Annotated in this window: 22 protein-coding genes; 11 read left to right on the forward strand and 11 right to left on the reverse strand. The window is 49.2% G+C overall.

From position 1 onward, the window contains the following. Nucleotides 1-31: 31 nt before the first annotated feature. Genes A372_RS0113710 through A372_RS0113720 form a run of 3 tightly spaced genes read right to left on the reverse strand, consistent with a single transcriptional unit; the run spans nt 32 to nt 3,757 of the window. Nucleotides 32-661 carry a DUF1796 family putative cysteine peptidase gene (locus A372_RS0113710; protein ID WP_019421431.1) on the reverse strand — a complete coding sequence of 210 codons (630 nt, stop codon included), beginning with the start codon at nt 659-661 and terminating at the stop codon, nt 32-34. A 15-nt stretch (nt 662-676) separates the two neighbouring features. Next, on the reverse strand, nt 677-1,327 hold the full coding sequence (locus tag A372_RS0113715) for a glycosyltransferase family 2 protein (RefSeq protein ID WP_019421432.1): 651 nt from the start codon (nt 1,325-1,327) through the stop codon (nt 677-679). Between the two features lie 54 nt (nt 1,328-1,381). Then, entirely contained in the window at nt 1,382-3,757 is a 2,376-nt protein-coding gene (locus tag A372_RS0113720; RefSeq protein ID WP_019421433.1) for a glycosyltransferase, read from the reverse strand. A gap of 205 nt (nt 3,758-3,962) precedes the next feature. Between A372_RS0113720 and A372_RS0113725 the strand changes: the two genes are divergently transcribed. The 4 genes from A372_RS0113725 to A372_RS0113740 all read left to right on the forward strand — a co-directional run bounded on the left by A372_RS0113725 (nt 3,963) and on the right by A372_RS0113740 (nt 7,373). Beyond that, nucleotides 3,963-5,426 (forward strand): hypothetical protein, encoded by a 1,464-nt coding sequence (locus A372_RS0113725; protein WP_019421434.1) that lies wholly within the window; start codon nt 3,963-3,965, stop codon nt 5,424-5,426. Between the two features lie 16 nt (nt 5,427-5,442). After that, nucleotides 5,443-5,931, forward strand: coding sequence for a hypothetical protein (locus A372_RS0113730; protein ID WP_019421435.1), 489 nt, complete (start codon nt 5,443-5,445; stop codon nt 5,929-5,931). A gap of 114 nt (nt 5,932-6,045) precedes the next feature. Continuing rightward, entirely contained in the window at nt 6,046-6,615 is a 570-nt protein-coding gene (locus A372_RS0113735) for a class I SAM-dependent methyltransferase (RefSeq protein ID WP_019421436.1), read from the forward strand. 59 nt (nt 6,616-6,674) lie between these two features. Then, nucleotides 6,675-7,373, forward strand: a complete 699-nt coding sequence (locus tag A372_RS0113740) for a class I SAM-dependent methyltransferase (protein ID WP_019421437.1) — start codon at nt 6,675-6,677, stop codon at nt 7,371-7,373. Between the two features lie 57 nt (nt 7,374-7,430). Here the strand turns inward: A372_RS0113740 and A372_RS35480 are convergent, their stop codons facing one another. From A372_RS35480 to A372_RS0113755, 3 genes are all read right to left on the reverse strand, one after another. Further along, nucleotides 7,431-8,291 carry a CAP domain-containing protein gene (locus A372_RS35480; protein ID WP_019421438.1) on the reverse strand — a complete coding sequence of 287 codons (861 nt, stop codon included), beginning with the start codon at nt 8,289-8,291 and terminating at the stop codon, nt 7,431-7,433. Nucleotides 8,292-8,430: 139 nt separating this feature from the next. Further along, nucleotides 8,431-9,240 carry a glycosyltransferase family 2 protein gene (locus tag A372_RS0113750; protein ID WP_019421439.1) on the reverse strand — a complete coding sequence of 270 codons (810 nt, stop codon included), beginning with the start codon at nt 9,238-9,240 and terminating at the stop codon, nt 8,431-8,433. Between the two features lie 34 nt (nt 9,241-9,274). Then, nucleotides 9,275-9,973: a class I SAM-dependent methyltransferase gene (locus A372_RS0113755; RefSeq protein WP_019421440.1), complete on the reverse strand. Its 699-nt coding sequence runs from the start codon at nt 9,971-9,973 to the stop codon at nt 9,275-9,277. A gap of 398 nt (nt 9,974-10,371) precedes the next feature. Between A372_RS0113755 and A372_RS0113760 the strand changes: the two genes are divergently transcribed. After that, complete coding sequence (locus A372_RS0113760) at nt 10,372-11,007, forward strand: hypothetical protein (protein WP_019421441.1); 636 nt, start codon at nt 10,372-10,374, stop codon at nt 11,005-11,007. A gap of 104 nt (nt 11,008-11,111) precedes the next feature. Continuing rightward, complete coding sequence (locus A372_RS0113765; RefSeq protein WP_019421442.1) at nt 11,112-11,729, forward strand: hypothetical protein; 618 nt, start codon at nt 11,112-11,114, stop codon at nt 11,727-11,729. Between the two features lie 66 nt (nt 11,730-11,795). Here A372_RS0113765 and A372_RS0113770 read toward each other — a convergent pair whose 3' ends face one another. The 3 genes from A372_RS0113770 to A372_RS0113780 form a co-directional block, all read right to left on the reverse strand. Beyond that, nucleotides 11,796-12,200, reverse strand: a complete 405-nt coding sequence (locus A372_RS0113770) for a M67 family metallopeptidase (protein ID WP_026011061.1) — start codon at nt 12,198-12,200, stop codon at nt 11,796-11,798. A gap of 1 nt (nt 12,201) precedes the next feature. Next, on the reverse strand, nt 12,202-13,566 hold the full coding sequence (locus tag A372_RS0113775) for a hypothetical protein (RefSeq protein WP_019421444.1): 1,365 nt from the start codon (nt 13,564-13,566) through the stop codon (nt 12,202-12,204). A gap of 89 nt (nt 13,567-13,655) precedes the next feature. Further along, on the reverse strand, nt 13,656-14,969 hold the full coding sequence (locus A372_RS0113780; protein WP_019421445.1) for a hypothetical protein: 1,314 nt from the start codon (nt 14,967-14,969) through the stop codon (nt 13,656-13,658). Between the two features lie 78 nt (nt 14,970-15,047). Here A372_RS0113780 and A372_RS0113785 point away from each other — a divergent pair, with 78 nt between their 5' ends. Together A372_RS0113785 and A372_RS0113790 are read left to right on the forward strand one after the other, a co-directional pair. Continuing rightward, nucleotides 15,048-15,710 (forward strand): hypothetical protein, encoded by a 663-nt coding sequence (locus tag A372_RS0113785; protein WP_019421446.1) that lies wholly within the window; start codon nt 15,048-15,050, stop codon nt 15,708-15,710. A gap of 88 nt (nt 15,711-15,798) precedes the next feature. Beyond that, on the forward strand, nt 15,799-16,779 hold the full coding sequence (locus tag A372_RS0113790) for a CgeB family protein (RefSeq protein ID WP_019421447.1): 981 nt from the start codon (nt 15,799-15,801) through the stop codon (nt 16,777-16,779). 193 nt (nt 16,780-16,972) lie between these two features. Here A372_RS0113790 and A372_RS0113795 read toward each other — a convergent pair whose 3' ends face one another. Next, entirely contained in the window at nt 16,973-17,320 is a 348-nt protein-coding gene (locus A372_RS0113795) for a DUF1360 domain-containing protein (RefSeq protein WP_019421448.1), read from the reverse strand. 129 nt (nt 17,321-17,449) lie between these two features. Here A372_RS0113795 and ytxJ point away from each other — a divergent pair, with 129 nt between their 5' ends. Beyond that, nucleotides 17,450-17,839: a bacillithiol system redox-active protein YtxJ gene (gene ytxJ, locus A372_RS0113800; RefSeq protein WP_019421449.1), complete on the forward strand. Its 390-nt coding sequence runs from the start codon at nt 17,450-17,452 to the stop codon at nt 17,837-17,839. Between the two features lie 3 nt (nt 17,840-17,842). Here ytxJ and selD read toward each other — a convergent pair whose 3' ends face one another. Further along, nucleotides 17,843-18,922, reverse strand: a complete 1,080-nt coding sequence (gene selD / locus A372_RS0113805; RefSeq protein ID WP_019421450.1) for a selenide, water dikinase SelD — start codon at nt 18,920-18,922, stop codon at nt 17,843-17,845. 321 nt (nt 18,923-19,243) lie between these two features. On the opposite strand from selD, the gene A372_RS0113810 reads away from it, so the two are divergent. After that, nucleotides 19,244-19,945, forward strand: a complete 702-nt coding sequence (locus A372_RS0113810; protein WP_019421451.1) for a response regulator transcription factor — start codon at nt 19,244-19,246, stop codon at nt 19,943-19,945. Beyond that, nucleotides 19,942-21,312 carry a sensor histidine kinase gene (locus A372_RS0113815; protein WP_019421452.1) on the forward strand — a complete coding sequence of 457 codons (1,371 nt, stop codon included), beginning with the start codon at nt 19,942-19,944 and terminating at the stop codon, nt 21,310-21,312. The genes A372_RS0113810 and A372_RS0113815 overlap by 4 nt, the downstream gene beginning before the upstream one ends. Nucleotides 21,313-21,658 lie beyond the last annotated feature (346 nt).

The raw sequence follows: 21,658 nt of genomic DNA on the forward strand, positions 1-21,658 counted from the left end.
AATGGAAGTCCGCAGCACGGTAGCGCAGTCTTCAATCGGCCTGGTATTCGATTCCCGCAAACACTGCATTCCATAATTCATCGCTCTGAGCATCCCATTCGGCGGGAATTTCCAAGGCGCAGGTATGCGCTAACGGCCACCCGCTTTCCACAATCTGATAGGCGGATCCGGGATTAACGACCAAGAGGATAAACTGATGCTTGACGATGGAAGCTAAAGCAGCCTCCAATTCGACCGTTTCTTCATAGGAAGCATTCAGCCGAAAGAAAAAAATCCACTCGCACCGCTCCACTTTGTCGAGAAAGCGGGTTATGCGGCGCTGCAGCGTTGCTTGAAAATCCGGATATTTCACAGGAATCCCCTCTACTCCGTCTGAACACAAGAAATCATGCACCGACTGCATGCCGTAAATGCAATCGCGCACCGAGAAGTTATGTCCGTTGAATTCCGTCCCCTCCACCACAATATTGGCGGGATGCATAAAATGAGCGAACCGATTGCGCAGCAGCGTGCACAAACCCGGAACAGAGTTGGAGTACATCCAATCAATAACGCCACTATAGGGCCGCAGCCCATATCGCTCCATGCGCTGGGATGGATAACAATTCGAGCCGAGGCTGTAAACGGCGTTATAAGTCCGTTTGATGTCGGACAAGCGCATAAAATCCCCCCTTCCCTAAGGCATATTGAACGGCGTCATATATGTTTCCTGCGCCATCTTGCCGCCCCACTTCAGCTCGTAATACCGTTCATAGAGCGGCCACGTCGTATCGACGATAAAGTTGAAGCGCGAATCCGACTTTCTGGTGGAGCTTCCGTGATGCTCTACCGGCAGTCCTGTAAACACTTCGTCGTAGCCCGCCAGTCTTAGTCTGCGGTGATAATCGATATCCGCGAAATAACTGCTGAATATCGTATCCCAAGGTCCCGCGGCCCGCACGGCCTCCATGTTGTAAGCAGCCAGCGCGTCGAAATTCGTCAAGGCAAGCCCCCACTTGCGTCCGCTGCTCTGCAGCTCCTCCAGCACTCCAAGAAACGCCTCCGGCGTGCCCGGATGCGCTTCAGCGTCGGTATGCATGTAAAATACCGCATCGGCTTCGCGTTCGGCAGCCACCCGTTGGAACCAGTTCATAGATTGGGTAAATGTGAGCGGGACGGGAGGTTCGTATACGGTCACGCTCCGTGACAGGCCGGTATCGTGCTTCAACTCGCGCTCCGCCGAATTATCGAGCACGAATATATGCCCCCAATACGGACGGATACTATCAATGGCTCGATATAACAAATCCCGGCGGTTGACGTACGGAATTCCCACGATGTAACGCATTTCCTGACCACTCCTTTTTAGAGGTAGTTCAAAAAGTCCTTTTTATCACGCACCTTATATAGGCTGCAAGCGATCCGCAATTCGCTTGGCGGCATTCGTCCATGTCCATTGCGACAGCACCTGCTGTGCGATGACCTGACTGCGCTCTTTAACCGCCTCCCGGTTGTCGTATACATAGCGCATGTGATGTGCCAAATGCTCATAGTCAGGCTCCGCCCATTGGAAGTTGGTATAATATGGGCATTTAGCTACTGCCGGAACTAACCGTTTTACACGGATCGGGAATCCCGTCTGCTCGTTCAGGAAGTCCCGCTGTGCGCTCCAATCGGTCGCGATCACCGGGATGCCGCACGCCATCGCCTCCAACAGCGGCATTCCCCAGCCTTCTCCTCTGGTCGGCAATACGAAACAATCAGCGGAACGGTACAGGCTGCCGAGCAAATAAGCAGGAATCGTCTGGTTATAGACAATCAATATTTTGGATTCGACATGTTTTAAATTCAATTTTCGAATTTCCGCACGCACATCGATGTCTGGATCTTTATTCGTTATTTTGCAGACAAGCAGCACATCGTCATGAGCGAATTCATTGGCAAACGTGCACAGCATTTCTGCCGGCGCTTTTCGTTCCCCCCATTCAAACACGCTCAAAAACGTGTATTTCTCTGAAAAGCGAAATGCTTGTATCCCCGGATTGAAATAATTCGGATCGATGCCTAACGGCACGATATGGATCGGCACGCTGACGCCGCTATTACGGAACGTCTCGACGTTAAAGGCGGACGGAACCCACACTTCATCCATTCTATTGCACTGCCGCACCCATTCCTCCGGCAATCCGTCGACCTCCAGCATCGTATAGCCGACTTTGTATTTGCCTTCATTTTTAAAGAAAACGTCTCCTTGACCATAGACGACTTCCGGAGCGGACGTATCTCTTTTGCGCATGCTGAACACATTGATACGGTAGTCGTCGCTCATCTGCGGCTCCACCGTCTGGAACGGCGTTCCCGGACCATAGACGTACCGGTAATGCATTTTTACGCGAAGATCGTCGAGTGCTGTCATCATATTTCTTGAAGAGTTGGCATAACCGCTTGATAAATTCGCAATGGAATGCCAGTTCAGCTTATGAGTGTACTGCTCCTCCAAATAGTTGGCCCATTTATCACGGAATATGCTCTGCGACTGCATGAACAATTGATTGAAATCAACGTTGTTCACTTTGGTCGTCGTATTTTGCGAATGAATGAGCGTTACCCGTCCGTCATATACGACCCGGTAGCCGTCTGCAATTGCTCTAAGGCAAAAATCAGTATCCTCAAAATAAGCAAAATAATCGAGATCCAATGTTCCGATCGCATGGAGCATTTCCCGCTTCAAATAGGCGCACGCAAATACAACTCCTTGCACATCCCGTACGCCTTCATACTGATTGATGTCCGTTTCCAGCCCGCCAAGCTGCTGGCCCCAGCATGTTTCCGCGAAGATATACGTTCCTGCGTGCTGCAGCTTAGCATCGTCACCCCGCAATCTGCAGCCGACAATTCCAATGTCCGGCGCTGAATAAGCCGTCTCCTGCAGCCTCTCGATCCAATCAGCATGCTCCACCACAATATCGTTGTTCAGCAGCACAATGTCACTGTCCGGATCACATTGCGCAATCGCTAAATTATTTCCAGCCGTAAATCCGCTGTTCCGTCCATGTTCAATCAGCTTCACCCACTGAATTTCCCGCAAATAGGGCACAGTCTCATCCGTGCTGCCGTTATCGAGGACCACGACGTCGACCAGATCGTTATCCGCCAGGCGGGCAAGAGATGAAATGCATTGCTTCGTATGCTCTAGACCGTTCCATGTCAAGATGACGACAGAGACTTTGCGGCGCAGTGGCAGCGCAGCGGGATAACGGCTTCCAGCCTTCTTCGGCGTATCCTCATCGATTTCGAACTCGCCGAATTCGAGCGGTCCGTTCAATCTAGGCATTTGCGGTGAAGACAGCAGCAGCTGGCACTCCGGCGACACAAGCACACCCAAAATTATCGAAAGACGTGACCTGCCGTTGCGCAGTAAGCTTGCATAATGTTGCAACGCCTCATGCTCCACTTCCCGGCACAGCAGCTCCGCGTACAGTTCTGGAATGAAGGAAGCGGAATCGATGGTAAGCAAGGAATAGATGCGGTGATAAATGCGGGGAGTGACACCCTGCAGGCCGCCTGCGCCTTCCTTGGCGTATATTTGCTTTAATTCCCTGCTGCGCAAGAAGCTGACCGCAATCGATAATTTCGTATGCCCGGAATGAAGCAGCCCTGTAAAGTGGCTCACGCCGATAATCTTCGGCTCTTTATTCAACAGTTGTCTGTACAATTCCGTAACATATGCTTCCTCTTCCAATTCGAACATCTGGTGTAACTTTTGGATGATGTTCAATATCGATCCCTCCAACACACTGCGGATGATACGGTCATTTGGATCCAGTGTATTAGCACAGCCCCTGCTTTGCCTGTGCATTTACCCGTGGCGGGCGCTTTATCACTGAATCTAAATGCAAGGATAGCCGCAATCCATCCTATTCTGTTCACACGCTGAATAAAATGATATCAAGGGATGACCTGCAGGTAGGAGGCGGTTGAAAATGGAACGGCGATATTTGGTGGCGAACGACTATCATATGTTTATCGTTAAGCCTGCGGACCGCGGGCTCGTCATAGAGACGTTGGAGCATGTATGGAAAGAGTACCGGGAGCAATTTGTGCTTGAATATGCAGACCGTCTTTATGACATCTGTCAGGACGATAAGCAGTATATTCATATCGTGTACGCGGATTGCTTTCAACAGCTCGTTCATGCCCGGATTGCGCCTCACGACAGCACAGTGATCAAATGCAAACTGGACGGCGATTTCACAGCTCTGGCCGATCTGAAGATCACATGCTGCGCCAACCAGCTGCATCTCGCGCTTCGATTCCCCGACCGCATCGATCATTCCGTGCTGTCCGGCGTCCATTGGTCGAAGCCCGAACCCATCGTTACAGAGCTGCCTGTCCGCTCGATTCAGCTGGTAACGGACGGGGACTCGATATGGCTGGCTGGCGGCGTGGTGCAGCATGAACGGAAGCAGCAAGTCGGTATTTGGCGCTTCCATCAGGCTGCGGGAACGTGGCGCTTGCTTGACGGCATGTTCACATTGCCGCATACGGATGCGCATGGGCCTGTCTTCATTCAGGTCTCACCTGATTGGAACGACAACCTGCATGTGCTTCTTATTCATTTTCCGCATGGAAAGCTCTCCTTTCATTTCTACTCGGCTGCTGAAGGATCGGAATCGGCCAAGGTGGCAGAAGGCAGCATCGCCATAACTCCTTCTCGCGTGGAATGCGCGGTCTGCGCCGTGGACCGTGAACGCCTCCGCTTTTTCTGGATCGCAGAGGGGAGCATTACTCACATTGACTACAATATCGCACATGGTGTGTGGGGAGGTATTGATACAGTTCACGCAGCCCATCCCGTTGCATGGCGCATCATATCCGCTCTGGAGACCCGTAACGGTTCGGCACCGTATTGGCTGTCTGACGGCAATCATATCGGGAGCTTGTTTCAGTTGAGCGGTTGGGGCGTTGAATCATACCGCGCTGCCAGAAATTTCGGGCACAGCATGCGCTTTGCCCGCCACGCGCTCTCCACCGCCGATTCGTTGATGAAGCGCCGCGATCAGTTACATGGAGAATGGGAACAGCTGAACCAAACACTACAGTACTGGCAGCAGAGAAAATCAGGTCTGGAGCAGCGGCTATCCGTGCTTGAAGAGGAAAAGAACATCCGCCGCGCGCTGCAAGTTACTACATTGGCCGATAAGCTGCTTGCAAAGGTGGTGCAATCTCCCATTCTCCAGCCTGAAGTTGTGCCTATGAAGGAAACAAACAAAGAGCAGGAATTGGAGCAAACCCATAATCATGCTGCGGAATCCATCCATCAATCCACTCCTGATCCCGTACAGTTCAATGTTTACTATCCTTCACGATATGAAGATGCAACCCGGGCATCCAGCTTCAAGAGTAAAGTGGTCGATCTCCTATCCAAAATGACAAAAATCCGCTAACAGCGAGGTGATGACAATGAATCACTCCCCTTCTTCCGTGTCGGTCGAATGTGTGCTCCAATCTGCCGCCGACATCGATGTAACCATGCAGCGCGTGACCTTGTTCGTGAACGTGCTGTTCCGCAATACAGGACATCAGGCAATTGAACATCCTCGCATCGTGATAGCCGTTTCTCCAGAGCGCGCATGTGAGATAAGCGGAAAGATCCTGTCTCCCCAATTGATCCACACGCTTGCCGTCTATGTAAAGGGCGGCAGGCAATCCGGATGGAAATTCACCGATGACAATTGGTTTCGGTCCGGCAAAGCGAGCGGAGAGTATAACATCGAATCGATTGAACCTCTAACGCTGTCTCCGGGCGGCAGATGGACAGAAATGAAAGATTTGCAAATCGTATGTGATATGGACAAACTGACGAAGCCCTTGACGGTGAACGCTTTTATTTTGGCGCAGGAAATCAGCTTTACCGCTCTCAATTCCATCTGCATCAGCATGAGCACATAAATTGCGCGAACGACTATACAACTTCCTTTCTTCTGTTGAATACAGTAATAACGGAATACAGGCACTACACCATATGTGGGCTAGTTACGGCATAATGCAATAAGGAGTGAAGAAATGAGACAAATGATTAAAGATTTTGCTGCCATTTGCGCAGCAGTTCTCCCTTACGAGGAACCGATATACGAATTCGGCGCTTTTCAGGTCGCAGGTCAGGAAGGCTTTGCCGATCTCCGTCCTTATTTCTCAGGCAAAACGTATGTCGGATGCGACATGCGTCCAGGCGTTGGTGTCGATCTCGTTCTGGATCTTCATCACATTGATCTGCCGGACCAGACGGCAGGACTTGTGATTTCACTGGATACGCTGGAACATGTGGAGGATCCGCGGCTCGCGTTGTCCGAAATCCACCGCATATTGAAGCCAAACGGGATTGCCATCATCAGTTCGGTAATGAATTTCCCGATTCATGACTATCCGGCTGATTATTGGCGCTTTACGCCGCAAGCATTTGCCAGCATATTGAAGCCGTTCGATACCGTCATTACAGATTACGCAGGAGAGGAGATATTCCCGCATACCGTAATCGGCATAGGCATCAAAGGAAATGCAGTTCCTCCGGAAAATATTCAACTGTTGCAGCATCAATTGAATGAGTGGAGACAAAACAGCTATATTCAGTATTGATACGGAGGATGGCAAGCGGTAAACCAGTATGTACCTGGTTGCCATGGGAGGTAAGGATAGTGATTTATTTCTGGAATCAAGTCATACATCCGATCTTGCAATTGACGAAGCCGAACGACATTGTCGAAATCGGCTGCGCGCAAGGATTAAACACAATGAACCTGTTAAGCTACGTCAATGAAGCGGACAGCGGACGCCTCGTCGCCATCGATCCTTCTCCCCAGTTCGATGTGGGTCGATTGAAGCAGCAGTTCGGGGATAAGTTCGAAATGCTGCGGGGATTCAGTCTGGAACTCCTCCCGCATATCCACCGGTGCGACGCCGTGTTTGTGGACGGGGATCACAATTGGTTTACGGTATATCATGAACTAAAGCATTTAGAACGGATGGAGCGGTTTCCGATCGTATTTTTGCACGATTTGGAGTGGCCTTACGGGAGAAGAGACATGTACTATTTCCCGGAATCCATTCCCGCCGAATTCCGGAAGCCCAGTGCGCAAAAAGGCATCCTGCCCGGTGTCAATGAGCTGGTGGAAGACGGTCACAACTCGTCTGTTCATAACGCCGAGTATGAAAATGGGGAGAGAAACGGTGTACTGACCGCGGTAGAGGACTTCATGGCGGAATCGAAGCTGCCTTTGCAATTACACAGAGTTCACAGCCAATTCGGCCTTGGTGTCATAATGCCTGACGACTCAGACATCTACCGCCATTATAATGAAGTGACCAGACACATTATCGCGCAATCCGGTCTGTAAGCGGTCAACATCGAAGCCGCAGATGTCCTTCGACGTCTGCGGCTATTGCTTGCTCTATTATTGCTGTATGAACATCTGTACGTACATCGTGCCGTACGGACCACCCGGAACAATTCCGATGCCCACTTGATTGAACTCCTTCGTCATGATGTTGGCGCGATGCCCTTCCGAATTCATGAGCGCAAGATGAGCCGCCGCAACCGAGCGATTGCCGGCAATATTCTCAGCAGCTTTCTTGTATGCGACTCCCCCGGACTGCATCATCTTGAACGGAGAACCGTAAGTCGGCGAGTTATGGGAGAAGTAATGGTTATCGACCATATCCTTCGCCTTCAGGCGGGCCAGCTCCATCAGCTTTGCATTCGGCTTCACCGACTGCAAGCCTGACTTGGCTCGCTCTTGATTCATCAGTTCAATCATTTGCTGCTCTTCGGCAGACAATGTGATGCCTGTATTTCCTGGAGTAACCGGAGCAGGGTTAACGACAGGAGGCTGAACCACTGGAGTCTGGACAACCGGCGGCTTAACTACGGGCGGTTGGACGACAACCGGCTTCTCCGGTGCAGGCTTGGAAGGCTGCGGAGTTGGCACAGGCTTGCCGTTGGCACTGTCATAAGCCGCCCCCTTCTGCTTCAGACGGTTCATCGTGGCATCGTCGATGACACCGGTCACGCGGATACCATGCTTTTGCTGAAATTTCTTCACAGCCCGCACGGTGTAGCGATCATACTTCGTGTCCACTTCCACATACCATCCAAGCTTGTGAAGCAGCTGCTCTGCTTCCAATACTTGCGGGCCCTGATCCCCTTGCTTGAGCTTCAAGCCGTCTGCATACCCAATCGATGTCAGAGAGGCGGACAGAAGCGCAACTACAGAGAGCGTCGTGAACAGCTTGCTTTTCCTCATTTTTCTTACCATGTTAAGGAACTCCTTTCTATTATCTTCTATTTCAGACTAATAGAAAGGAATTAACCTAACAACGATCATTATTTGGAAATTCATTCTTCTTTATTTAATTACCGATTTATTATACAAAACTAGTTAATGGCATTATTCACTATATTTTCATTGCAATAGGCCCATTTGCATCATAATAATTAAATTGCGAATCGACGCTAAGTGCCTGCTTATGCCCCCACTTCTGATGAAATATGATTTGGTTTTGACCATACAATGACATCTCAGTCAGTCCGAACTGTTCGAGCCATGCCGAATAATCTGATTGTGACGAAGTTTGTGAACCGACATGGTGAACGTAAACACCGATCGTGAGCACTTTATATCCCCGATATATGGATTCAAGGCAAATATCCATATCATAATAGTGGTGAATCGGATACTGATTCGCGATACCTCCGATTTCAAGAATGAGCTCTTTTCTTATGATTAAGCACATCCCATCCAGCACAACGGAAGGGACGTAATCCTGCAGCATGCGTGTTCCGTGAACTTCGGCATTGATCATGTTGCTTGTAAATGATGTGCGGAATCCTCTGCAATCCATTGAATGCCCTCCGCCGAAGCCGGCAGCTCCGACAAAAGAAACCTGTTCCAGCACCCGGTTGATCTTCACATCAAAATGCGGCTCTAAAATAAGGAGATCATTATGGAGATACATAATATAAGTTGTGTCCAACACCTGCCAAGCTTGATTCATGGCAGGGATGACCCCGATGTTCACTTCATTGCGGATATAGTAATCGCCGAGAGCCTGAAGTTCTGCCTTATATTCCAAGCTAGAGCCATTATCAATAATCAAGATCGGTATATGTTGGCTGGAATAGGCTCGTATATAATGGACGCACTGCTTTGTCATATCCAACTGATTCAATACTAGAATAGCAATGCCGAATTGTGATGAAGCCATCTGCCTCCCCTCCTTCAACAAGTCTTAATCTATCCTATAATCCTGATAATGAGAGAATCGCTTGGATTTGCATATCGACAGCATCATGTTTCGGAACGATAATGCCAAGCCCGCTATTGGAATAGGCTTGATGAAAGCTTAGATTCAATGGCGTTTGCTTTAAAAAGTCCTCAACCGCCGTGAGCACACCGTTGCGTTCCCCATTTTCATGGAGCGCATTGTAAAGAACGTTGTTCGCCCCTCCGACCTCCAGTAATTCCGAACGGCCGTATTCCATTCCTTTTTTGGCGTGCGGATGAAGATAAGCAGGCGGTATGGACTCAGGGAAATAATACATGTCCCTTCTGCCATATGGCCATTGCGTGTCGTGCAACAGCACGACAGGGAATTTCCCGTCCTGCGAGGCCATTGCCTCAATCAACTTCAATTCATGATATACGGTATACCAATTATGGTCCCCGTCGATAAGAATGGAATCGTACTGTCGCAAATGAGGGAGAATTTCTAAGCTGTAATCCATCATCATATGAAATTCCTTGTGAAAAAGTCTCTTATATTCCTGAACGTCAAACCTAGGGGATGGATCAATAACGAACAATTCACCGTTTACGGCACGGCAATACTGCAAGAGATGACTTGTATTCCAACCATTCTCCGCCCCGATTTCCACAATCTTCTTTACACCATACATTTGCAAGAGAGGCAATATTATTTTTTCCCAAAATGCAAGCATTTCTCGCTCACCTCCGTAAATCATTGTATTCTATTACTTCATATTGGTATAAACATTCATACCACTTTTAAAAAAACGGCATTTATTTGTCCTATTGAAACAGAAAAGAGCCCACTGCCACACATGGGCAGCGAAACCCTCTTTTACTATTCCATTCCTAACGTTCTGATTTCAATTCTGCGTTTATGCTGAGTATCAGCATTCCTCTTCCTCATGGATGGTACATACATGAGGATCCAATCCAGCACTCTAATCTATAATATGCCTCTATTGCGGTACCAGATTGTGCGAATGAATCTATTAATTCATCCATACCATTGATTCCGGCTATTCATACAGTAGTAATGTGAAAGGACAACACTAAGTCCTTTAACAAGCCTAAAGGAGGTTTTATTTATATGCCAATTATCCCCATTCAACGGCTTACCAGCAGCACAGCCAACGTAGTCAGTGCAGCTGACAAAGCAACAGCAGCCAGCTTGGCATTGGCCGGTGCGGCTCCTAACGTAGTAAATGTAGGCAACGCGCCATTGATCTGGCCTCAGCTTCGGAAATTCGACAATGACAATACTGGATTTGCCGGTGTTGCGGATCCTCAGGCCGTGTGGACGCAGTCAACGTTTATTCCTGGAGAAACGCACGGATTTGCGGCAGTATCTGTTACGGTTCCTTTAACAGTCGGTATACTGAATAATTTTGTGATCGCATTGACCGTATTTGCCGACAACGCCGTGACCGCACGGATTCAAGCCGTCAGCACGCTTGGAGTCAGCTTGTTCCCGGTTCCTGGTCTGGATGTCGACTTGAACGCAGGCTCATTGAACCCGGTAACAGGCATAACGACCGATGTCGCCAATCCTTACAACTGGCAAAATGTCCGCTTCTACTCGATCCCGGCTTCTCTTGGATTAATTAGTGTCGCAATTGGCGTACGATTCGTCTTCTCTTTCCAAGTGACGAACTATCTTACCAACGGTGCTATCAACACGGCTGGCCTGGCTTTCTCAGCCGATATTTATCAAACTTTCTTCTAATCAACAACGATGCAGTATTGGAGCAAAACAACCATACCCGCTCTTCATGCGGGTATGGTAACTCTCATGTCATGGCATCTTCATCGGATAGGAGGTTGTAAACCGTGCCATTACTACCGATTCAGAGACTAGTGAGCCATACCGCGACCGTAGTCGGCGCGTCCGACAGAGAGACGGCTGTTAGCCAACTGTTGTCCGGAACGGCTCCAAATGTCATCAAGCTGGGCAAGCTGTATGACGAGAACAACGCCATCGCCAAGCTATTTAACGACGGCACCACTTTTCTCCCAGGTCCTGATCCGCATATTGTGAAATATGCTGCTGCGAATCAAGATAACTGCAATCAAGGCTATGCAGCGCAATCCCATCCGATTAACCTAGACCTGTCGAACAATTTTCTTATTGTGCTCATAGTGTACAGCGCAACTGAATTGCATAGCCGTGTTGATATTGCAGATTTAGAGTCCCTAAACCTTCTGCATTCTTCTCCTCAGCCGTTGAACCGGAAAAGAAAATCCATACCCATTTTCTCCTCCCTGAATGCAGACAACCACAGCCGCTCACAATGCTTGCGAAGCTATACAGTGCCGGTTGTGTTCGATGAGGCGTGGACGGGTCTGGATGTCAAATTCGTCTTTTCCTTTGAACTTGCAGATGAACGCGCTGCTCTCCCGAAAGGATTCGCTTTTATTGCAGAAATCTATCAATCGATTCCCTTGTAGTCTATATACAACATAAAATACAACAAAAAAACGGTCCCTTATCTTGTTGTAAAGATAAGAGAACCGTTAGGAAGGAACAAGCCAAATCGGCTCATGCAGCACGTCTCCCTCCGTAATACGGTAGCTGCGGACGCGCGGACGCAACCGGTTCAACGATACGATGAGATAGGAGCACGGATACACAACATGTTCAATATCGAATATGGACGGGTAAGGGTAACTATTCGGATGGGAATGATATATTCCCAACAACTGTTCATTGTGCAGTTTCATTTGCTGTAAAGCGGTCACCACTTGTTCCATATCCATAGCGAACGATACAGGGCTTTGATTGACGTTCCGTATGTTCCAGCAGCGTCCGACTGTCCCCTCACTTCCGGACAGCAGGCCGCAAGCTTCAAGCGGTTTCTCTTCCATGCAGTGATGGACCATCTCACGATAGGCTCCTGCTGCAATTCGAATGTAGCCCATATTACGATTTCTGAGCCCTTTCTCTCTCTAACGTCATCATATCGAACGGTTTTGGCGCCTGCTTTTTCTCTTGCTTTTGAGACATCTGATTCATGTAGCTGAAAAAAGACGTGTTGCGGCGCTTTTCCTCGTCGGATGGCCCCCGCTGCTTCCTTACCGTCTGCGCTTGCAGCCATATAAAAGTCGAATACGTCGGCGCCTGCTTAGAGCGCGTATCCTGCCCCTCTTCTGCAATAGGCTCCGACCCGCTCTCGGCTTGTCGTTCCGAATCGATGCGCTCCTCTGGTTCTATGTTGACGGTGACAATGTGAACAGCCTCGGCTTCATTCTCCTCACTTGCTTCCAGCATGGTTTCCGGCAGTAATTCTGAATCCGAAGCGGCGACAGTATGTGTCTCATAGTTTTCATAGGTTTCATAGGTTTCATTTTCTTCATTTAGCTCAATGCCTTCAATGCCTTCAATGCCTTCAATAACTTCATTCACTTCTTTTTCTTTATTAACCTCAATTGCCTCATACACTTCTTTTTCTTCATCTGTTTCATCCGCCTCGTGCATGTGCCCATCCATATCGGCCACATTCGGAATGTCAGCCGCCTCAGTTGGTTGGCCTGCATCATCTGCTGGGCCTGATTCCACTGTTTCCATAACGCTGTGCTGTTCCGCAACCACAGAATCAGCCGTCTCTTGTTGAGCGGCAAGGCCAGCATGCTCCATCCACTGCAGCGTTCGAATCAGGTCAAGAACCGGCTGCTTCGCAAAAAATGAGGTGGCCGTGCAGACAATGCTTCGTGACAGCTGCTCCAACTCCAGCGGAGACAACGCGGAGAGCCTTCCGTACGTTAAAGCAGCCATCGGCATGTTGTGACCGGATAATGGAGATATATAGTTCGTTACCTTCTTCCAATTCAACGACACTCCGCCGACAGGCAAATCAGATAGCTTCACAATGTTTTGGATAAGTAAGTGTGCCAGCTGTTTGCTTGATTTCATCTGCTGCACAAAAAAATGGGCTGTCACCTTATTCTCATCCGGCTCAGGCTCCAATACCGAAAGCCAGATACTCGGCTTTGCTCCGTTCAACTCAGATAAGCATGCCTTTCGTTCTTCTTCCGTGTCAACAATCCATACTTGCAGCCCCGCTGCTCTAAGCGCTTCACTCGTGAGCATGAGCAGTCTGTCCTTAACCCGCTTACATTTGCTTTCCAACACGACCTGATGCCCTGATAACGGATTGACAATATTGAGCGTATCGTTTTCTTTGTCCAAATGAAAAGTAAACGAATGCATGCCAAGCAGCTGATACACATCGGGAAGCATCGTGACGGATATTGTGCAGAGCGGTTTGGAGCTAATTTGGATTTTCATCTGTTCACCCTCCGATCTGTTCTGGTGTATGGCCATAAACATACACTTGCTGAGGATGTTCAAAAAAAGGCCCATTTTTCTAACTACACTTATAATATGAAGCGCAGAGAGAATGGTTCCGTATCGGACGCATCCTGCAGTTTCTTTATTTCTGCCAGCACTTCGCATTCCGTTTGTTCCAACACCCGGCACTGCTCTATGAGCTGCTGCAGCGACATTTCTTTTGCCTCGTTGCCGCTGTCCAACTCGTTAACGGTTGACTGCAGCCCCTCCACCTGACTCTCGAAATGCCTGAATAACTGTTCCATCTGCAGGCCGTAGTAAGCAAACCCGGTGTCAACGGGCAGCAAGGCCTTCATCGCAGAGAACGAGTTCAGCAAATCAATCTCTTCTATCGGCCGGAAGTAAGGGGCCCCAAGTCCGAGCAGGAGCACCGGAACGATCCGGTCTGGCTCACTTATGACACTCTGGACGATCGAAAGCTGTGACTGCGGCGAAAAATGAATATCGCTAAAGGGCGACCAGCACTCCCCATAATCCGTCGAGTACGCAGCCGCGATACGCCCGCTCTCTTCAACCAGCAGCAGCAGCAGCATTTCTCCCCTACATATAAAGTAGGGCTGCGGCTCCGCATCTTCAAATCGAACCGATAGCGGCATGCACGATCCAGAAATTCGCGTCGGATTGGCGTAGTATGATGCAGCCGCCGAACCGCTGTGAATAGTCCATGCCGCATGGGGCCTACCGCCATCATCGACGGATAAGCCAATGCTCCACCGTTGGCGGACCTGTGCAGCAGCGAAGAGACGCATCCACATCTCGCTCGCGTGCTCGATATCCACTTCAAGCAGCTCAAGAGCATGATGCTCTTCGTCATCGCTGCACACATGGAACAAGCCGTACAACTTCCCATGTTCGCTTACGGCAAATAACGCTTGCCCGACACGTTGGCCCGTTTGACCCGGACGCGTATCAGGAAACGCAACGGAGCGCTCGCGCCACACTCCTTGGTGGCAAGATTTCATAATGAACGTCAACGCACCTTGCTCTGTCACTATGTAGCAAATATAAAGGGCAGACCGATACATGAATAAATGCGGGAACCCGCCAGTCACGCGGCGTTCTATGCACCGTTCCTGCTGCAGTCCCGTATCCAGAGAGCATTTTAAATAGTACATACCCGTATCGCATTGCACCAGAACATGAACTTGATTCTCGGAAGGGATCGCGCAAAATTGTCTGATCGGCCCGTGTGCCTGCCATGTCATGAAGACCGGCGGCTCCTGCAACCGATGCACCGCATGCTTCAGCACCCCGTTGCGGTCAATGCCGAGCCAATGAGTGCCGTGCGTCATTCGAAAAAGGACATTCCTCAGCACCTGATATCCCTCCAAAAAATTCATGGGGTTTCGTCACCTTTTTATTGTCTCCTCCATAGACTGTATTGAATTTGAATTCTACAAAGGAGGCCTGAAACATCAATGGAGAGCAAGTTGGTTCAAGGGCAGACGACACCCCCCGAATATTTGCCTTTACCCTCTTTGGAATGTATAGAGGTTCCTAAAGTATTCGATTGGGTGTTGAAAGTGACCCAAATTGTCGACGAATCTACAGTCGATCCAATGTCCTGCTTACCACTTCCGACCTCGTTCAGAATCGAGGTAAGAGTAATTGACGTTGACTGCGAGGAGAAAGTTGGTTCTACGAGAGAAAACGTAGTTGTCACGGTCGGTGGCACTCCAGTGACGTTGCAACGGGTAGTCATGAGAAAGTTCGGAACGTATGAGGTAACGATTATCGACACCTCGGTTACCCCGAACATTGTACACTGCAGATATACGAAGAACTTCGTGCGCTTCGAAAAAGTGCTCTTGTGCGCTCCTCCGGGAACCGTCATCGATTGCCATATCGTGCCGGATGCAACAAGAATCGAGTTCTTGGATATCGTAAACAACACGTTCGTCAACGTCGATATCGTGATTTGCCAAAGCATTCAAGTGAAAGCTAACGTCAAGCTGATGGTTGAAGCGGAATTATGCCAGCCGCGCGCTGAAATTCCGATTCCGGAAAATCCTTGTGTGGTCACGTTCCCTCAACAATGCCCTGACGTCTTCCCTGGTGCGCCTTATCCGTTCCCTGGATAATTTAAATGCTGATCGCTTGGGGTGGTGGACCAAACCATCCCTTTTTTAATCTTTCATCCTTCCTTCACAGGCAAGCAAGGAGGCGTCTATGAAGCTGTATTATATTGCTTCTGGCTACCGGAGACCGATTGATATTCTTGATAATGCGCTGATGAAAGCAGTTGGCGGACACAGTCGCGAGGCGAAGCTATTCCTGCTCAATCGGACTCCCATTCAGAACTTGTTGCCCGAAATCCGCCAATTCGCTCCAGATATTGTGCTTACGCTGTGCGGACCGAAGTCATTTCTTCCTCCAGAACTGATTCGCGCCATCCGGGCTCTGGGCATTCCGACAGGCGTCTGGTTCGTGGATGATCCGTACGCGATCGACAACGCGTTGCAAGTAGCGCCGCATTACGATTATGTGTTTACGATTGATTCCGGGTGCATCCCCTACTATGAAAGGAACGGCTGCAAGCGGGTATTTCACCTGCCGCTCGGAACCGACTTGGACATTTTTCGCCCGTATGCGGTTCATTCTTCGTACCGGAACGACGTATGCTTCATCGGAACGGGCTACGACAATCGGCTTGCTTTCATGAAGGAAACACTGCGGTATGTCAACAGGGATGTCCGGGTGCAGCTGGTCGGTCATTTCTGGGAAACGGTCGACTGGTCAGGCGGCTGCGTGCCAAGCATTCGAAGCAAATGGATTAATTTCTCGGAAACGCCTCGTTACTTTAACGGTGCAAGCATTGTCTTGAACATCCACAGGAGCGAGGACGACTCGCTAATCGACAAGAACAAAGCCGGGGCTCCCGCCCATACCATTAATAACCGCACATTCGATATCGCAGCATGCCGAGCTTTTCAGCTTACCGATTACCGGCCTGATCTGGAATTATTCTATGCGCCGGGAGAAGAGATTGGCTGTTACCATTCTCCGCAGCAGTGCGCAGATCTCATCCATCACTATTTGAACGAACCCGAGAAACGGCAGGAAGCAGCGGCTAAAGCCTATCTCAGAACATGTGCCCAGCATACCTTCTCACATCGGTTGAACAGCTTGCTGCACGATATCACGACCTAATGTTTAATCACTCGAGCCATAATTTATCATATGCTATCATGATTTTGAAAGATGCAGACGACCGCCTTAATTGGCGGACAAATCAGCAGCTATCCAACCTAACGTGCGGTTCAAAAAGATCACATTTCAGCACCGTGAAGATTGCAAGAACTCGACTGCCTAAAACATAAAAAAAAGGCAAGCAGTTGCCTGCTTAGCCTTTAACAAACGATTCAAGAATCCCGGCCGCCCCGGCGATAGCCAGCACGAGAACGAGAGGATACGCAATATCTGGTATAAGTAAATAAGCTGCTCCCACTGCAGCGGCAGACCATACCCCGACACACCAATAACAGGTCAAGAGCTTGCGCATAAATGCGTGAAAACGTCCGCCCTTTTCGTCAATTACGGCATAAATGGCGCCTGTTTCGTCGGTGTGGAACCGCTCCTCCACAAACGGGCGGCGCAAAAATGCCGTTATTTCATCGAACACAATCAATCGCGTCAAGCGGTAGCTTGCCAAAAACAGCAGCATAAATGTCAGCCAAGAGATGTCCCACATCAGCAGTTCCCTCCATGTCCTGCAAAACATACCGGATCAGTTCATTGTATGTCTCCCCGTCCAGAACAAGAACTGAATACATAGCCGCGTTCAACGCGCTTGATATGAATATTAAGGAGGAACCTTGCGATGTCTCTTATGATTATTCAATCCGACGAACAGCTCACGCAGCTCATTCAGCAATCCGATGCCAGACCATTGTTTTTATACAAACATAGTTCGCGTTGCGGGTCGAGCCGGGTCGCTCACGTCGCGCTTAATCATTTTATATCGCGCTATCCGGACGTCTCTTCCCGCTTCACATTCGGCGTTATCCGGGTCGTCGAGGAAAAGGCGCTATCCGATCGGATATCCCTCGGACTCGGAATCCCTCACGTATCTCCGCAAATTATTTTAATCAACCAGCAAAGGGTCGTCTGGCACGCTTCTCATCAACAGATTAATTCCAACCAATTGTGCAAAGTAGCTCTTCATTTTCTGCATGCGCCTGAGACGCGCGGCAAAATATATATTGACTAACGCCTATTTGCTGCTGCGATTGCCGACTGCGTGTCCCGTTACGGTAATTTCACCCGGATGCTCCGCAACGACTTCTCCGATGCATGCTGCCGCAATGCCTTTATCGTTCATCGCTTGCAGCAGGGCTTCCGCGTCTGCTTCCGCTACGGATAACAGCAATCCGCCTGAAGTGACGGCATCACACAAAATCAACTGCGATATTTCATCCAAGCGCCCGTCAAAGCGAATGTTATCCTTCACATGATTGAAATTGTTCTTCGTTCCGCCGGGTACAGCACCCTGCTCCGCCAACTCGCGCACGCGCGGAAGAACCGGAACGGACTCTGCATAAATATGCAGACCGGTCTGGCTGCCCTGCGCCAACTCCGAACCATGCCCGAGCAAGCCGAAGCCAGTAACGTCCGTGCAGGCGTGAACTTCATAATCCGCCATCACTTCCGCCGCCGTCTTGTTCAGCATCGTCATCGTCTTCGTCACGAGCTCAATTTCATCCGGCTGCAGCAGCTCGCGCTTAAGCGAAGTGGTCATAATGCCGACACCGATCGGTTTCGTTAACACGAGCTTGTCTCCCGGACGAGCGCCGGCATTGGTGAGCACCTTATCCGGATGTATGATGCCGGTAACAGCCATGCCGAATTTCGGCTCCGCATCATCGATGGAGTGGCCTCCGACCAACGTAGCTCCCGCCTCCTTCACCTTGTCTCCCGCTCCACGCAAGATTTCTGCCAAAATGGACTTATCCAGCTTCGAAATCGGGAATGCGACAATGTTGAGCGCCGTCAGCGGTTTTCCGCCCATCGCGTAAATATCGCTAAGCGCATTGGCCGCCGCGACCTGGCCGAATGCGTACGGTTCGTCCACAATCGGCGTGAAGAAATCGACCGTCTGCACGATCGCTAGCTCGTCGTTCAACCGGAACACGCCTGCATCATCGCTTGTGTCCAAGCCGACGATCAAATCGGGATGCTTCTCCGTCGCGGGAAGCTGCCGCAGCACCTGCGCCAAATCTGCGGGGCCAATCTTACAGCCGCATCCTCCTTTGCTGGACAAAGTCGTCAAACGGACATTAGGTTGTTGCTCCATCTTTCATCATCCTCCTGAGTATAGGCCAAAACTTCATGTAATTATTTTACCACATTGTGTTGTCCGGCTTAGAAATGAATTGCCGTACCATTCCGATTCCATTGCGGCATAAGAGTCAATATACTTTTTTTTCTTTGACAAAAACAGAATTCGTTGTATACCATATAGTAAAGAATGAGCATTAATTATTTGTAAGCGCTTCCCGATATGAATGTAAATATCTCCACCTTTATACATATAATACATGCTCAAGATTCGCTTTATAATCAATAGGGCACTTTTTGAACTGCTGCATATATAAGTTCAAGGGGGTTGACGGGAATGGACATAATGATTGTCGAGGATGAAGCTTCTGTCCGCGATATACTCAAATCTTATTTTCTTAATGAAGGGTGGAAGGTGCATCTGTCCTGCGACGGCATAGAAGCTTTGAAGAAAGTCCAGTTATACAAATTGGATTTGGTCGTGCTTGATTTGATGATTCCCGGGATTCCAGGAGAGGATGTGTGCCGCAGCATTAGGCGGATGTCCAACGTCCCCTTGATTATGATTACCTCCAAAGCGCGGGAAGTCGATATGATCCATGGCCTCAATCTGGGAGCCGACGATTACATCACGAAGCCTTTTCGCATGAAAGAAGTTATCGCTCGCATCTATGCCTTGCAGCGCAGAATCAATAGTATGAACAGCACCAGCCGCAGCATTCTGTATTTTAATCGCCGCAGGCTCATGGTCAATTTCGAATTGGAAGATGTATTCCTCGATGGAACACCGGCTAATCTCACGACAACCGAATTCAGGACGTTAAGCATTCTCGTGAAGAAGCCGGGAAAAGTGTTTAGCAGGCACGATTTGTCCTATGAAGTGCAAGGCTACCGCTTTATCGGAGACGGACGCGTCATGGATGTACATATTATGAATATTCGCAAAAAAATAGAAGAGGATCCGAAACGCCCCCAATATGTTGTTACGAAGATTGGCTCGGGATACAAATTTAATTTCCAGCCGGATGATGAACGATGAAGCGACTCGTTTTGACCAGATTCAAAACCCGTACCTCCATGTTCATCTTCATGTTATGCATCTCCCTCACATCACTGATCTGTCTCTACTTCGTATTGATGCATCTCTGGAAAGAACAGTTCACTACATATAAGCAGCAAGCTTTGACGGAGCACACCTATCATTTATCCTATGTCATTCGGAACTTCATGTCCGAGGGACCACTTACCGAAGTAAATAACGCTCAATTGCGGGAAGCCTCCAACCAATTCTCGGCTCCAATTCGCTATTTTGCTCCTGACCGCAAGACAATAAAAATGAACCTTAAGACGGAAGACGTACTGGTCAGCACTTATCCTTATGAAGTGGAAGTTCCTATCATTATCAACGGGCGTATAGACGGATATTTGCATGCTTATTATGATTTGGACGCTGGATTGCATTCACCTGCTATCGTGCAATACGAGCAAGAGCTTCTGACCCGAAGCCGCAATACGCTCGGCCTGTTCATATTAGCTGCGTTGCTTCTCTCTCTGTATGCCTCACATCGCTGGAGCCGCAGCATCCATCAAGCAGGACAATTAGCCGAATCTATCGTTATCGGTAACCGTAATACGGTAATACCGCAGTGCGGCACAAGGGAAATGGCGAGCTTGATTGCGACAATCAACAGCCTGCTCGCTGAGTTCGAGCGCCAGGAAAGCTGGCGCACTCAACTGATGCAGGATTTAACGCATGAGTTGCGCACTCCGCTTACGGCTGTGCTTTCCCGCTTAGATGCAATAATTGATGGCATTTATCCATTGACGAAAGACAATATGCTCAGCATTTTGACCGATATTGAACGATTGTACCGGCTGATTGAGGATATGGAGAAATTGTCGGAAGCGGAAGGCGCCCGCTTTGAGCTGAATCTGCAGCCATTAGAGATGACGCGAGTCGTTAGAGGGGTATATGAAGGCTTTTTATTTTTATCTAAGGAAAAAGAAATAAAGTTTGTCTTTGAGAAGCCTCACACTCCTTGTTTTCTGGATGCCGATCCGGACCGGATGGTACAAATATTGTCCAACGTCATTTACAATGCGATCAAATACACGCCGCGCGGAGGCAGCGTCGTTCTAGGCTTATCATGCAATCAAGGGGACACGCTCATCTATTGCCGTGATAATGGGATCGGCATTACCGCAGTAGATTTGCCGCACATCTTTCATCGATTTTACCGGGCAGACAAATCTCGTTCACGTGACAGCGGTGGCTTGGGGGTTGGTCTAAGCATTGCCAAAGCATTGGTTGAATCTCATCGGGGAACTATTTGGGCGGAAAGTGAGCAGGGCGAAGGTTCGACGTTTTGGATTCGTTTTCCGGAACAAAACAGGTTGAACCTATAGTTGAACACATAGTGGAAGAGCAGGCCAAGGACACGTAAGGGCACGCAAGGAGCACGCAAGGAGCACGCTAAAGAGCATACCGAAGAACAAAATCTGTATGTGGAGCTAGCTTCTATTGGAAAACATACAGTGAAATGTACGGATTGGGCGGTTACACAACACGTTGATTGTATTTTGTACAGTGGATTAGACTGTTGTTCGGCAATTACGGCGGAATTCATGTCAAACCATTGGATCAATTCCAATGGAACCTGTCTGCAAGGAGACATACGTGCTATTTCATTGTACAGAATCCAATGGAACTTGAGCCAGGGGATCCCGGCCAAGCCTCTGGATTGTTTTTTCC

This window comes from Paenibacillus sp. OSY-SE (assembly GCF_000283315.1).
Lineage (GTDB): Bacteria > Bacillota > Bacilli > Paenibacillales > Paenibacillaceae > Paenibacillus_B > Paenibacillus_B profundus.

Excerpts from the sequence above, each read along its gene's own strand:
- A372_RS35480 (WP_019421438.1), bottom strand. The coding sequence starts at position 8,291 with ATGGTAAGAAAAATGAGGAAAAGCAAGCTGTTCACGACGCTCTCTGTA.
- A372_RS0113715 (WP_019421432.1), bottom strand. The coding sequence starts at position 1,327 with ATGCGTTACATCGTGGGAATTCCGTACGTCAACCGCCGGGATTTGTTA.
- A372_RS0113710 (WP_019421431.1), bottom strand. The coding sequence starts at position 661 with ATGCGCTTGTCCGACATCAAACGGACTTATAACGCCGTTTACAGCCTC.
- A372_RS0113750 (WP_019421439.1), bottom strand. The coding sequence starts at position 9,240 with ATGGCTTCATCACAATTCGGCATTGCTATTCTAGTATTGAATCAGTTG.
- A372_RS0113795 (WP_019421448.1), bottom strand. The coding sequence starts at position 17,320 with ATGTGGGACATCTCTTGGCTGACATTTATGCTGCTGTTTTTGGCAAGC.
- A372_RS0113810 (WP_019421451.1), top strand. The coding sequence starts at position 19,244 with ATGGACATAATGATTGTCGAGGATGAAGCTTCTGTCCGCGATATACTC.
- A372_RS0113730 (WP_019421435.1), top strand. The coding sequence starts at position 5,443 with ATGAATCACTCCCCTTCTTCCGTGTCGGTCGAATGTGTGCTCCAATCT.
- A372_RS0113760 (WP_019421441.1), top strand. The coding sequence starts at position 10,372 with ATGCCAATTATCCCCATTCAACGGCTTACCAGCAGCACAGCCAACGTA.
- A372_RS0113790 (WP_019421447.1), top strand. The coding sequence starts at position 15,799 with ATGAAGCTGTATTATATTGCTTCTGGCTACCGGAGACCGATTGATATT.
- A372_RS0113775 (WP_019421444.1), bottom strand. The coding sequence starts at position 13,566 with ATGAAAATCCAAATTAGCTCCAAACCGCTCTGCACAATATCCGTCACG.
- A372_RS0113770 (WP_026011061.1), bottom strand. The coding sequence starts at position 12,200 with ATGGGCTACATTCGAATTGCAGCAGGAGCCTATCGTGAGATGGTCCAT.
- A372_RS0113725 (WP_019421434.1), top strand. The coding sequence starts at position 3,963 with ATGGAACGGCGATATTTGGTGGCGAACGACTATCATATGTTTATCGTT.
- selD (WP_019421450.1), bottom strand. The coding sequence starts at position 18,922 with ATGGAGCAACAACCTAATGTCCGTTTGACGACTTTGTCCAGCAAAGGA.
- A372_RS0113780 (WP_019421445.1), bottom strand. The coding sequence starts at position 14,969 with ATGAATTTTTTGGAGGGATATCAGGTGCTGAGGAATGTCCTTTTTCGA.
- A372_RS0113785 (WP_019421446.1), top strand. The coding sequence starts at position 15,048 with ATGGAGAGCAAGTTGGTTCAAGGGCAGACGACACCCCCCGAATATTTG.
- A372_RS0113815 (WP_019421452.1), top strand. The coding sequence starts at position 19,942 with ATGAAGCGACTCGTTTTGACCAGATTCAAAACCCGTACCTCCATGTTC.
- ytxJ (WP_019421449.1), top strand. The coding sequence starts at position 17,450 with ATGTCTCTTATGATTATTCAATCCGACGAACAGCTCACGCAGCTCATT.
- A372_RS0113735 (WP_019421436.1), top strand. The coding sequence starts at position 6,046 with ATGAGACAAATGATTAAAGATTTTGCTGCCATTTGCGCAGCAGTTCTC.
- A372_RS0113755 (WP_019421440.1), bottom strand. The coding sequence starts at position 9,973 with ATGCTTGCATTTTGGGAAAAAATAATATTGCCTCTCTTGCAAATGTAT.